This window comes from uncultured Pseudoalteromonas sp., assembly GCF_963922945.1.
Lineage (GTDB): Bacteria > Pseudomonadota > Gammaproteobacteria > Enterobacterales > Alteromonadaceae > Pseudoalteromonas.
Window position 1 is genome coordinate 1 of record NZ_CAWUKC010000099.1, and the last position, 13,194, is coordinate 13,194.

The 13,194-nt window shown below is 42.4% G+C and carries 12 protein-coding genes and 1 pseudogene; 4 read left to right on the forward strand and 9 right to left on the reverse strand.

Annotated features, from left to right (window positions below; genetic code table 11):
- From AABI99_RS15955 to AABI99_RS15965, 3 genes and pseudogenes are all read right to left on the reverse strand, one after another.
- Positions 1–1,058 (reverse strand): endonuclease/exonuclease/phosphatase family protein (locus tag AABI99_RS15955; RefSeq protein WP_338367077.1); only part of this gene is annotated, 1,058 nt, incomplete at its 3' end.
- A 23-nt stretch (positions 1,059–1,081) separates the two neighbouring features.
- Positions 1,082–1,443: pseudogene (locus tag AABI99_RS15960) on the reverse strand (hypothetical protein).
- 76 nt (positions 1,444–1,519) lie between these two features.
- Positions 1,520–1,768, reverse strand: coding sequence for a TIGR03643 family protein (locus AABI99_RS15965; RefSeq protein WP_338367078.1), 249 nt, complete (start codon positions 1,766–1,768; stop codon positions 1,520–1,522).
- Positions 1,769–1,886: 118 nt separating this feature from the next.
- On the opposite strand from AABI99_RS15965, the gene AABI99_RS15970 reads away from it, so the two are divergent.
- Both AABI99_RS15970 and AABI99_RS15975 read left to right on the forward strand, forming a co-directional pair.
- On the forward strand, positions 1,887–2,579 hold the full coding sequence (locus AABI99_RS15970) for a transporter substrate-binding domain-containing protein (RefSeq protein ID WP_338367079.1): 693 nt from the start codon (positions 1,887–1,889) through the stop codon (positions 2,577–2,579).
- A 174-nt stretch (positions 2,580–2,753) separates the two neighbouring features.
- Positions 2,754–4,814, forward strand: coding sequence for a TonB-dependent receptor (locus tag AABI99_RS15975; RefSeq protein ID WP_338367080.1), 2,061 nt, complete (start codon positions 2,754–2,756; stop codon positions 4,812–4,814).
- A gap of 4 nt (positions 4,815–4,818) precedes the next feature.
- Here AABI99_RS15975 and AABI99_RS15980 read toward each other — a convergent pair whose 3' ends face one another.
- Positions 4,819–5,601: a helix-turn-helix transcriptional regulator gene (locus tag AABI99_RS15980; RefSeq protein WP_338367081.1), complete on the reverse strand. Its 783-nt coding sequence runs from the start codon at positions 5,599–5,601 to the stop codon at positions 4,819–4,821.
- A 101-nt stretch (positions 5,602–5,702) separates the two neighbouring features.
- On the opposite strand from AABI99_RS15980, the gene AABI99_RS15985 reads away from it, so the two are divergent.
- Complete coding sequence (locus AABI99_RS15985; protein ID WP_338367082.1) at positions 5,703–6,905, forward strand: MFS transporter; 1,203 nt, start codon at positions 5,703–5,705, stop codon at positions 6,903–6,905.
- On the opposite strand, the gene AABI99_RS15990 is transcribed toward AABI99_RS15985, so the two are convergent.
- From AABI99_RS15990 to AABI99_RS16010, 5 genes are all read right to left on the reverse strand, one after another.
- Complete coding sequence (locus tag AABI99_RS15990) at positions 6,902–7,126, reverse strand: hypothetical protein (protein ID WP_338367083.1); 225 nt, start codon at positions 7,124–7,126, stop codon at positions 6,902–6,904. The genes AABI99_RS15985 and AABI99_RS15990 overlap by 4 nt on opposite strands.
- Before the next feature lie 117 nt (positions 7,127–7,243).
- Positions 7,244–7,615 carry a Rid family detoxifying hydrolase gene (locus AABI99_RS15995; protein WP_338367088.1) on the reverse strand — a complete coding sequence of 124 codons (372 nt, stop codon included), beginning with the start codon at positions 7,613–7,615 and terminating at the stop codon, positions 7,244–7,246.
- 89 nt (positions 7,616–7,704) lie between these two features.
- Entirely contained in the window at positions 7,705–8,115 is a 411-nt protein-coding gene (locus tag AABI99_RS16000; RefSeq protein ID WP_338367084.1) for a GFA family protein, read from the reverse strand.
- A gap of 29 nt (positions 8,116–8,144) precedes the next feature.
- Positions 8,145–8,756 (reverse strand): TetR/AcrR family transcriptional regulator, encoded by a 612-nt coding sequence (locus tag AABI99_RS16005; RefSeq protein ID WP_338367085.1) that lies wholly within the window; start codon positions 8,754–8,756, stop codon positions 8,145–8,147.
- Between the two features lie 103 nt (positions 8,757–8,859).
- The gene (locus AABI99_RS16010) at positions 8,860–10,149 is read right to left on the reverse strand and encodes a M20 family metallopeptidase (RefSeq protein WP_338367086.1); all 1,290 of its coding nucleotides are present in this window, start codon (positions 10,147–10,149) and stop codon (positions 8,860–8,862) included.
- 421 nt (positions 10,150–10,570) lie between these two features.
- On the opposite strand from AABI99_RS16010, the gene AABI99_RS16015 reads away from it, so the two are divergent.
- Entirely contained in the window at positions 10,571–12,637 is a 2,067-nt protein-coding gene (locus AABI99_RS16015) for a bifunctional 2',3'-cyclic-nucleotide 2'-phosphodiesterase/3'-nucleotidase (RefSeq protein ID WP_338367087.1), read from the forward strand.
- Positions 12,638–13,194: the final 557 nt, after the last annotated feature.

The window sequence follows — 13,194 nt, forward strand, 5'->3', positions numbered from 1 at the left end:
ACCTTTCGTTTATCGGCTTTGCTCATAGCCAGCTCTTGTATTTCTTCTTGCTTAAGCTCTTTTGGTTTATCTTCTAATGAATGCTGCTTGGCGTTTTCAAACACCAGCTCGGTGAGTAGTGCAAAATGGTCTGAGCCGTATTTTGCAAGGCGCTTAATACGCTTTACTTTAAAGCCTTGGCTGTGAAATAAATGATCGAGCGGCCAGCGCATAAAAAAGTAACTTGCGTGAAAGGTGTTATAAAAGCCACGGCCTTTACGTGGGTCTAAAAAACCACTTATTTGCATAAATAAACGGGTGCTGCGCGACCATGCTACATCGTTTAAATCACCGGCAACAATGGTTGGGCGTGTTGGGTTTTTAAGTGCTTTAGCGACCATTATTAGCTCTGAGTCGCGTGGGCGCGATGAGTCTTCTTCAGTGGGGCTTGGTGGCGCAGGGTGAATAAAGTGCCCTTGCATTTGCAAGCCTTCATTGTTTTCGAACAGGATGTGAATTGAAGGAATATCATCTTCAATGAGCTCGCATATTTGCGCATCAAGGATTTTAAATTTACTGTATAAGTGCATGCCATAGCGATTGTCTTTTGGGCACTCTATGAAGTATGGGTAATGCTTTTTAAGTACCGATAACTTGTTTTCCCACCAGCTATCGCTTTCAAGGGTAATGAGTAAATCGGGCTGGTGTTTATCAACCAGTGAGATGAGTTGCTCACTATTGTGGTTTGACATAAGCACATTAGCCGACATGATTCTGACACTGTGATCTTCGCTCACTGAGGCCGTTTTAACTTCATTTTTAGCAAGCCAAGTGTAAGGAAATATCCACTTACCTTGTAATGCCATGGTCAGTAATGCGGTTAAAGCAGTATACAAATACCCGCTATGGCCGCTTTGCCACAGTAAATAAAACGATATAATTGCAACAGCGCTGGCTATATAAAATACCTGTAGTCGAACAAAGTCGCAGCTGCGCACTAAGTAGTGCTGGCTGTACGACATAGGTAACAAGGTCACTAATAAAAAAAAGCCAATGATTATAGCCAGTGCAATGAGCATTTTAATATCCTTATAAAGTGTACTTAACGCGTTAAAATTGAAAGTATTTCTCGGGTATCGTGCACCATATGAATAATTGTACGGTCAATTTGTATACTTACTGTACCATTATCTCTTGAGCGTTCAATAACGCGCCCTTGTTTGTATACATTGCGATCTAGGTAATCGCCTTTGTGGTAACGCTTACTTAATCCTGGTGGCGTCCACCCAGCACGCCGTAACTTTTTTGCTGCTTTTTAGATAGTTTCTTACTGCTTTTATAGTTGTGCTGCTGATGTTTATGGTGACCATTTTTATGGCCGTGATTGTTTTTGTCGGGCTTTGCCTGGGCATTAACGCTAACCAAGGCAGCCGCTAAAAAAACCGTATATAAAAACGCTTTCATAAATAATCTCTAATAATGTTAATAATTAAAGATTATCAAACACGGCTGAACATTGTATGAAACCACATTAACGGGTTTAACGCGGCTTATACTGTGTTTTGCAATGGCTGCGCATTATGGCTGGGTCTCGCAGTTTTAGGTGCTTGGTTTTACGCCCCGCGTGGCGTTTGCGCCACACTTTAAAACTGCCCTTTGAAATATGCTGCCGCATAAATGATACCAACTGCGGGTAATTGAGCCCGTATAGCTGCTCTATAGCCTCATAGGGCGTTCTGTCTTCCCACGCCATTTCTATAATTCGCGACTGCTGCTCGGCATTAAACATGGTTATCTCTTAAAAATGTAAGCTTATACGAGCAGAAAAAATACATAGATCATCACCTAAAAACCGAATATCACTGTATAATAAACACACTAACATAGTAAAAAATTGGATTTAACTTATGCGCACGTTACTGCTGCTTTTAGCTTTTAGTTTTTCTTCGCTACTATTAGCAGCGCCTAATAAAACGCTGCGCTGTGCCACTACCCATTACCCGCCTTTTACAATTTATGACGATAAAACACGTACCTTTACAGGCATAGATATAGACTATTTAGCCTTTATAGAGCGTAATTTGGCAGTCACCATTGAGGTGGTACATGTTCCCTGGGCACGCATTAAAAAAGAGATAAAGTTAGGTTATTACGACTGTTACTTTGCGTTGGCTAATAATACCGAACGTACTCAATATTTAGACTTTACCACTGAGCCTCTGCACACCACCCAATTTGGTTTATTTAGCACAGAAAAAGCAAACCTTAATAATGACTTATCAAGTTCACGCATTGCTATGCTAAGAGGCGTTGCTTTACCTAATATTATTGCTGCGCACTATAATATTGATGATAGTAATTTGATGCGCTCACTCTCAACAAAAGCCACATTTGATTTACTTGATAAACAACGTGTTGAATACGCAATTACTAATTATCAAGCCGGTTTATGGTACTCAAAAGGCTATAAAAACATATATGCTAAGCAGCTTGAGGGCTACGCCCTACCTGTTTATATTGCTTTTAAGCAGGGTGTGGTCGACACCACACTCGTTGATGAGCAAATAAAACGCTATAAAGCGCAATTCGGTGTGCATTAATAAGGTAGGCAATTACTCAATACTCGCTTTAGTGGTGCCTGCACTGGCGTGTTTTGTATTATCTGTAACGTATAAGATTTATAGAATACGCGCACTTTAACGCAAGCAGTTTAAAAACAGTTTAAAACACCTTACCATGGCGTTAATAAAGCGTTACTCACCTTAAAGGAATGTATGAAACCTTATATTTTGCCGCTGTTATTGCCACTAAGCCATGTTGCAATTGCTGATAATAAAAACGATGATGCAATAGAAACCATAACCACCACCGCATCACGTACAGAAGTCATTGCCACACCACTTCCACTGACAATTAGCACCCTATCGGAGGCACAATTAAACACTATTGCGCCAACTCATGTTGAAGAGTCGTTACAACGTATTGCCGGTGCTAACGTGCAGCGCGGCAACGGGCAAGAATATTTACCAGCTCTTCGCTCGCCGGTGCTTTCTGGCGCGGCAGCCTGTGGCGGTATACTCACCCTTGAAGATGGCATTCCACTACGCGCTGCAGGCTTTTGTAATATTAACGAGCTATTTGAAGCGCATAGTGAAATGGCGCAGCGTATTGAAGTATTAAAAGGGCCAGGCTCTGCACTTTATGGCTCAAACGCGGTACACGGTGTTATTAACGTAATAACGCCCGACACCACCCAAGGCGGTGGATTAGTTGGCGTTGATTATGGCTCATACGGGTACGCCCGTTATAAGCTTCGCGCTGGGCAAGATTACGGCAACAGTGGGATTGGCATTAACGCAAGTGTTACCGACGATACAGGTTACCGTGATGATGAAAGCGTTAAACAGCAAAAAATAAATATTCGCCACCGCTTTGAAAACGATAACCTGCTACTGACCTCAGGCCTTACATACACAAATTTAGATCAGCAAACTGCGGGCTTTATCACTGGTTTTGAAAACTATAAAAACGAAGACATAGCACAGCAAAACTTTGACCCCGACGCCTTTAGAAAAGCCCGCTCATTTCGAGCGTGGAGCAACGCCCAGTGGCAATTAAAAAACGGCAATGTGCTTTCTATCACGCCTTATGTGCGCGACCAAAGCATGGACTTTTTTAAGCATTTTTTACCTGGCACCCCGCTTGAAACCAATAGTCAAACAGGCATAGGTGTGCAATCGCTCTATCAACATAACTTGCAAAGTAATGTAAAAATAAACCTAGGGCTTGATGGCGAATACACTCGCAGCGATTTTACCCAAAGCCAAAACGAACCAACTCAAGGCTCAGCATTTTTAGTAGCCACAGTACCGCAAGGTAAACACTACGATTACGATGTAAACGCAACCCTGTATGCACCGTTTGCATCAGTTGAGTGGCAATTAAATAACTGGTTTATTAGTGCCGGTCTAAGGTATGAGCACATGCAATATGATTACACTAATAATATGCTCACAGGGCGCACAACAGAAGACGGCACAGAATGTGGTTTTGGCGGTTGCCGTTATAGCCGCCCAGCCAGTGGTAAAAATAGCTTTAGCAATACTTCACCTAAGCTTGGTGTAAGTTATAAGGTTAATAACAACACTACTGTATACGCTAACTTTTCGCGTGGCTACCGAGCGCCGCAAGCGGCAGAGCTTTACCAATTACAACGCGAGCAAACCACCGCCGATTTAAACCCCGAAATAGCCAATAATGCCGAGCTTGGCTTAAAAGGATATTACAGCAATGTAAGTTACGCATTGGCTATGTATGCTATGAGCAAACACAATACTATTTATCGCGATAGCGACTTTTTTAACGTTAATGATGGCAGTTCACGCCACAGAGGTGTTGAGCTTGAGCTCGATTATGCATTAAGCAAAACACTTAACTTACAATTTGCAGGCACACATGCAAAGCATACGTATACTAATAATCAGTTAATTAATGGGCTAAATATAAACGGTAACAACGTAGACACCGCGCCGCGCAATGTGGCTAACCTTGATTTAACGTGGCAAGCTTTTAATAACCTAGCGCTTGCGCTGCAATGGCATAGCGTAAGTAGTTACTATACCGACCCAGAAAACCTACATAGCTACGAGGGCCATGATATTTTAAGCTTGCGTGCTAAATGGCAAGTAACCAATAACCTAGAAGTGCTTGCCCGTATCATTAACCTGAGCGACGAAGCTTACGCAGAGCGTGCTGATTACACCAGCTTTACTGGCGATAGGTACTTTCCTGGTAAACCGCGTAACGCTATGCTTTCAGCTACGTACACGTGGTAATGCGTTAATTTAAATCGCCCATGTATTTAGTGGGCGATTTTCCCATCACTTTTTTAAACATAGTAATAAACGCACTCACCGATTCGTACCCCAATAATGCCGACACTTGCTGTACACTTTGCCCATCTGACAATGCCTGCAGCGCGGTAATTATATGTAATTGCATTCGCCACTTACCAAAGGTCATGCCGGTTTGCTTTTTTATGAGTCGTGCCAAGGTACGTTCGGTTAAAGCAAAATCGTGTGCCCATTGCGCAAGGGTTTTGCGATTATTTGGCTGTGCGAGTAACTGCTGCCCCATTGCTTGAATAACCGCGTGCTTAGATAACACAAAGTCGAGCGGCTGGGCGGGCATTTCAATTAATAAATCAAATAGTACCTGAGCTAAACGCGCTGTTTTAGAGCCTTCATTATAGGCTTGGTGCTCGCTGGCGAGTTTTAGCATTAAACTTTTCACCAGCCCCGTTATGGCTAATGTACAGGTATGCTTTGGCATGCCGTGCATATTGGCATCAATAAATACAAAACATAATTTAGCGTTATCAGATGCGCGATTGCTGTGTAAGGTATTTGCAGGTACCCAAATAGCACTGTGCGTTGGCACCATCCACATTTTGTTAGCCGCTTCGCAGGTAACATAACCATCAAGCGCTAAAATTAGCTGCCCCTTAGGGTGAGTGTGTAACGGGTATTCTTTACTGCCTTGTGCGGTATCTACTTTGGCAATTATAGGCTGTGCCATGTGCTCGTAGTTTTGTAGGTATCCCCACCCTTTAGGCTCAAACATATTTTGTCGGTTTTTAGTTATTTAATGTCAGTATAGCTAAATTATAATAGGGCTTATTTGTTTATACTAGCGCCAATAATTTACCAACTAATTTTGTAATAATGACTCATACACCTCACAGTAATGCTGGTATGTCGCGCTTTTCAAGCGTATTGCTAGTAATAGGTATTTTACTTATTGCTGCCAATTTACGTGCGCCTTTTACAGGCATTGCGCCTGTGCTTGAACAAATAATTGCGCATTTTAATTTAACCGCTTCGCAAGCGGGGTTTATTACCACGTTACCGCTAATTGCCTTTGCCATTATATCGCCTATGGCGGCAAGCCTGGCTAAGCGCCAAGGGCTTGAGCGCACACTATTTTTTGCTGTGTTTTTAATATTACTGGGTATTTTAGGTCGCATGCTTGATGCATCTAGCATGCTATTTATAGGCACTGCGACTATAGGCGCTGGAATTGCCATTGCCAATGTACTATTACCTAGTCTAATAAAGCGGGATTTTGCAGCAAAAGTAGCCGTTATGACCTCTGCTTATGTACTCACCATGGGCGTTGCATCGGGTGGTTTTTCGGCACTAGTTTACCCGCTTAGTCAATATCAAGGGTTAGGTTGGCAGCTTGCCTTAGGGGCAAGTGCTCTTATTACACTTACCACGTTAGTTATATGGATGGCGCAATTAAATAAACACACAAAACCGGCACAATCAGCGCATACCTCAACACTAAATAAAAGCGTATGGCGCTACTTGCTTGCCTGGCAAGTTACTTTAGTGCTGGGTTTAAATTCATTTTTAAATTATATCATTATTACTTGGCTGCCCAGCATACTCACCGAAATAGGCCTAAGCGCTACGCAAGCAGGCGCGTATCATGGGGCTTTTCAAATTGCGACCGCCATACCAGGGCTTGTACTTATACCTTTGCTAGGAAAGTTAAAAGATCAAAGTGCGCTTAGCTTTATACTCGCATCATTAAGTGCGTGCTGTGCGCTGGGGTTACTTTATATGCCAAGTTTTGCATTAGTGTGGACGCTACTACTTGGCTTTAGCTCAGGGGCATGTTTTATTTTAGGGCTGTCGTTTATTAGCCTACGCACTGATGACTCTACGCAAGCCGCGTCGCTATCGGGTATGTCACAAAGTATTGGTTATTTGTTAGCGGCTGTTGGCCCTATGGTAGCGGGGGCATTGCATACAAGTACAGGCAGCTGGAGTGCGCCGCTTTGGTTATGCGCGGGTGCAGGTGTGTTATGTGCTACATGCGGATGGTTTAGCGGCAAAAACATTACGCTCAATAATAGTTAACTTATTAGCTTTTGTAGCCATAAAAATAAGCCTGTTGCCGGCTTTTTTACAGGGCAATGCTCTTGCTCAAATCGCTTATTAGCGGCTATACGCTGCTCACGGCGCAGCTGCGCTAAATTAGCTTTTGCAGCAAAACGCAAACGTTGCTCTTGAGTTAGCTCGTCATTAAATTCAATGGCTGTGTGTTTAACTGCCCGACTAGATTTTAGTGAGCTGCACATATTTTTCTCCAAATGACTGTCTTATAAATAGACAGTCATTTGGTTAAAAAAATTTCAAATAAATTTATAACGCTGTTAGTACACTATTTAACTCTTTAGAGTAGTTAAATATTAGGATTATACAGCTCCAATACATTCAACTTCGACTAACGAGCCAAGGGCTAACGCTTTTACTGCAAATGCACTACGCGCTGGGTACGGCGCACTAAAATATTGCGTATAAATAGCGTTAAACGCTTTAAAGTCGTTTATATCGGTAAGCATAACCGTGCACTTTACAATATTGCTCATACTGTAGTTATGCTGCTCTAAAGTGCGCTTAATGTTTTCAAGAGTTTGCCTAGCTTCAGCCTCAAAACCACTCGCAGCTAATTTACAGGTTGCAGGGTTAATCCCTATTTGACCCGACATATAAAACGTATTGCCGGCTTTGACTATTTGCGAAAATGGTAAGTTAGGATTCGCTTTGCTTGTATTTAAAAACTCAATATTATTGGGTTTTGCCTGCGCAAAACCGCTAAGTAATACCTTGCTATGAAAGCTGCTTTTATCAGTGTTTTCATAAGTAACTTACCAGTTTAGTTAGGCGTAGTTGCAAAAGAAGGCACTTGGTGTAAATCATTTAGCCATGTAAGCGTTGATTGTGACCAAATTTGCGCAGCTGGGGTAAATTCATCACGCTGATCAACGGCCCCTATGCGCAACCCGTACACCCTATCGGCTTTTGCTTCGTTGGTTGCGTAAAGTGTAGTGCCACACGTACCACAAAAACCTTGTGCACGTTTATTACCACTTTGTGCGGTTTTAACGTACTCTTTTGGCTCGCCTTTGGTAAATACCACCGAGTTAGGCTCAGCCATAATGACCGCCCTAAATGGCCCGCTCGACATACGCTGGCAGTCACTGCAATGGCACACAAGTATATTATTGTTTTGCGACTGAGCTTGGTATTTAATTTCACCACAATAGCAGCTTCCAGTAATTTTCATTTTACTCTCCTGAGTATGTTTAAAGGTGTTTAACCTAAATAAGCTAACACAATTTTAGGTAGTTCTTGCGCGTATTGCGCTGCACTTAAAGGGCAAGCAATCGCAGGCGTTAAATCGTGATAAAGCACTTTTTCAAGCAGTGAGCTAATAATTAAAAACACGGCAGTACCTGCAGCCGCTTCGCTTACTTTAGTATCTGTTTGGCTAATTAGTTGCGCTAAACGCTGATAAATTACTCGTCTGTTTATGTGTTTATCAGTGCCTAGTAACTCACTGTGTAAACGCGATTTTAAATGCAGGGTTCTAAATACCCCCTGCTGTGATAATAAAAACACATAGGTTTTATGGCATAAAGTGTTAACCACATCGTCTAGGCTTTTATAGTGCTGCGCCTCAAGCTCACTTACCCAGTTATCTAATTCAATGCCAAAGTCTTGATACAACATAGGCAGTAGCGACTCTTTATTTTTAAAGCGACGGTAAAACGTACCTACCGATACCTCGGCGTAATCGGCCAGCTCTTTTATACTTATGTGTTCAAAAAACTTACTTTTTAAACTGTGATGCAGCGCTTTTACTAGTTTTTCTTGGGTTTGCTGGCTGCGTTGTTGCTTAGGCGCCAAAAAAGGGGGTTCAGACATACATTCAAACATATTGAGTTGTAAGCGCACGCACTGTGCAGCTTGTATATATAAACAGCAAAACCCAGCCAGCAATTACTTTACTCGCTGGGTAGTTATGTCGTTATTTTTGGCTATTTAAATAATCTACCGCTAATTGGCTAAGCGCTTTGGTACCCACTTTAAACGACGATTCATCGGCATAAAAATAAGGTGAGTGATTACTTGCTACCGTTTTTAAGTCTTGATTGTCAGGCGTACCACCTAAAAACACAAATACACTGGGTATTTCTAGGGCATAAAACGAAAAGTCTTCTGCGCCGGTTATTTTACCCATTTCTTGCACGTTTTGTTTACCGGCTGCTTTTTCTAGGCTAGGTAACATTTGCGCAGTAAGCTCAGGGTTATTAACCGTTACCGGGTAACCTTCGTGAATATGCACATCGGCCGTAGCCCCCGACGATTTAGCAATATGTGTAGCGGTTGTTTTAATATTTTCAAATATTTGTGCGCGATTATCCATATCAAAATTACGAATAGTGCCAACCATTTCAACTTCTTCAGGAATAATATTATTACGCACACCACCCGCTATTTTACCAAACGACACAATAGCAGGCTCTTTGGTTATATTTACTTGGCGGCTCACAATATGGTTAACGCCCGTTACAATTTGCGCAGCGGCAGCAATAGGGTCAACGCCTGTCCAAGGTGCAGAGCCATGTGCTTGGCGACCATGTACGGTTATTTCAAAGCGGTCGGCACTGGCCATAAACGGCCCACTTCGATAACCAATTTTACCCGTATGTAGGCTCGATGTAATATGCAGGCCAAAGGCTACGTCAGGTTTATATTTTTTAAATATACCTTCTTTAAGCATTAACTCTGCACCGCCTTCCTCGCCTAAAGGTGCGCCCTCTTCAGCAGGCTGAAACACAAACATAATGTTGCCATGCAGCTCATCTTTCATGTTTGCTAATACTTGTGCTGCGCCCATTAGCATAGCTACGTGTGTGTCGTGGCCACAGGCGTGCATTATGCCTACATCAACGCCACGGTAAGTTGTGGTTTTGGTTGATTTAAATGGCACATCTGTTTTTTCTGTTACCGGTAGTGCATCCATATCGGCGCGTAGCATGACTGTAGGGCCAGGTTTTGCGCCTTTTAAAATACCCACAACCCCTGTGTAAGCAATATCGGTTTGTACTTGCATACCTAACGACTTTAAGTGTTTAGCCACAATGCCTGCGGTACGCGTTTCGCGATTACCAAGCTCAGGGTTTTGATGAAAGTCGCGTCGCCACTCAATTACCTGCTGCTCTACATTTTTAACGTGCTGATCAAGGTTCGCCTGTGCGTTAAACGCACCAAGTGCAGCAAAACCTAATGCCACTGAGAGTAATGATTTTTTCATCCTGTTTTCCTTTGTTATTTTATAATGTCAATCCGCATAATTAAGTGACCTATTTTGAGGATGGATAAACGTGTTGATAGCAAGACAAAAAATTTGCTATTTAGTTGTCCTAAATGAGAATTTTTTAACGCAGATAGCGACACGTTTAGCCCCTCAAAATGATTAAGTATTATTTCGGATTGGTATAAAACCCAACAACCGATTTAGTGTTATCGAAAGGTGCTGTTGAGTTATAGCCTACAGCATTTTTAAATTTACTTTTTGACTACGAGTGCTAAGGCGTGCAAATTTGAAAGTAATACTAAAACACTGTTTACTGTAATAGCACCATCTAAAAATGTAAATGTGGATTCACATTTTAATTCATCATAACTTAACAAACCTTTTTTACTGTACGCTTTTTAAATTACACGGAATGACCATGAAAAATCGAATCGCTAAAAAGCACGTTTTAAAATCAACATTGGCACTGACTATTGCACTCGCATTGAGTGGCTGCGACATTAATGATGACGACAATAACGACCCTATTGTTGTAACTCCAGAGCCTGCACCGGTTACTTTGCGCGTGATGGAAACAACCGACATACACATGTATTTATCTAACTACGATTACTTTGCACAAGCCCCATCAGAAACTTTAGGGTTTGTTAATACCGCTAGCCTTATAAAAGAAGCGCGCAGTGAAGTGCAAAACAGTGTACTTGTTGATAATGGCGATTTAATTCAAAACAGCCCGCTTGGCGATTACGAAGCGATTGTACGCAAAGACGATATTTTAAATGGCGCAACGCACGTGGCCTTTAAAGCAATGAATTTGCTTGACTACGATGTAGCTAACTTAGGAAACCATGAATTTAACTTTGGCTTAGAGTTTTTAGATGCCACATTAAGTGGTGCCGACTTCCCGTATATTAATGCCAATGTATACGTTGATGATGGTGATGATGACGACAGCAACGATGAAAACCGCTACACCCCCTATTACATTCAAGACAAAACCGTGCTTGATATAAACGGCAACGAACAAACAATTAAAATTGGTTACTTAGGCCTTACCCCTCCGCAAATTATGCAATGGGATAGCGCACACTTACAAGGCAAGGTTATTGCAAAAGATATTGTTACTACTGCTGAAAAGTTCATTCCGCAAATGAAAGCACAAGGCGCCGATATTATTATTGCCATTCCGCACTCTGGGTTAACAGCCAGCGCCCAAGAAGATCTAGCTGAAAACACCGCCTTGTACCTGTCTAAAGTAGATGACGTAGACGCCATTTTGTTTGGTCATAACCACCGTTTGTTTCCGGGGGATTCGTCATACGATGGCTATGAATCGGCGGGTATTGATAACGTAAACGGTAAACTTAATGGCGTACCCGCTGTTATGCCTGGCTTTTTTGGCAATAACTTAGGAATTATCGATTTAATTGTTGAGCCAAACGATGAAGGCGGCTGGGAAGTAACCAGCTCAAAAGTAGAAACCCGCGCCATTAGTGGTACAGATGAAAACGGCGACTTTGTTGATTTAGCTGCTGTAGATACCGATGTAGCTGCCGCAATTGAGCTTGAACACCAAGCAACAATTGATTGGGTGAGCGAACCGTTTGCTAAAATTTCAAACCCAATTTATAGCTTTTTTGCTTTGGTGCAAGATGACCCTTCAATTCAAATAGTATCAGATGCACAAATAGCGTGGGGTAAAGCGTTTATTCAAGGCACTGAGCTTGATGGCTTACCGGTACTTTCGGCAGCAGCCCCTTTTAGAGCTGGCCGCAATGGTATTGAAGATTACACCAATGTAAAAGCAGGCGATATTACCTTGCTTGATACTGTGAGCTTGTATGTGTTTCCAAACACTATTCGTATGGTAAAAGTAACAGGTAGCGATGTTAAAGAGTGGCTTGAACGCTCTGCGGGCCAGTTTAACCAGATTGATGTAAACAGCAGCGCTGAGCAAAACCTACTCGATACCTCATTTCCCACGTTTAACTTTGATATTATTGACGGTGTAACTTTTGAAATTGACGTGACACAGCCAAAACGTTACGACAACGATGGTATATTAATAAGTGAAAACAATTCACGCATTACTAATTTGCAATACCAAGGTGAAGCGATAGATTTAAATGGCGAGTTTTTAGTTGTAACGAATAACTATCGTGCATCGGGTGGCGGAAACTTCCCTGCAATTGATGGCACTAGCCGTGAAACCTTTGAAGGCCCAGATGAGAACCGCGGTGTACTGCGTAGTTACATTATTAGCGAAGCCGCTAAAAGTAGCACGGGCAGTATTGACCCGTCGGCCGATAATAACTGGCGCTTTAGCACCGTGACCACCAGCACAGAGCTAAACGTTGTGTTTAGAACTTCACCGCTTGATGAGGTAGCTACTATTGCGCAGACACTCCCTGCTGTTGCGCCTACCTCACCACTTAAAACAGACGAAAATGGTTTTGCGCTATACACCATAGATTTAAAAAACTAATCGCACATAACCTACAAAAACCAGCTTGACTGCTGGTTTTTGTTTTTTACGGCGGTGTATTTTGATGAGCTCGCTTGTTTTTATTAAAAACACATTTACGCCAAGCTCTTTTTAAGTGCTGCAAACCTTATTATAAATTTAAATCTTCAAGGCAACATGCATGGTGCCGCCGGTGGTGAAAAAACAAATATAACCCGTACTAAGTACCAGCAGATAGGCTGTAACTGATACTAGCGCCACCCTGAGTGGCGCTCGAGTCCGCCCCACAAATTTTATTACGAATACTTAATTCATCCCTGAAGCAGTATCCATCGTTCATCCATGAACTCACTTCGAGTAACTGCGAAACTTCGTTTCGGTTCACTCTCACCCAGCGGGCGGACTGTAACTGATATTAGCGCCACTCTGCGTGGCGCTCGAGTCCGTCCTAACACAAATTTCAGACATAAAAAAACCCTAACCAATTTGGTTAGGGTCGTAAAAAGTGGTACCAGCGGGCGGACTGTAACTGATATTAGCGCCACTCTGCGTGGCGCTCGAGTCCGTCCTAACACAAA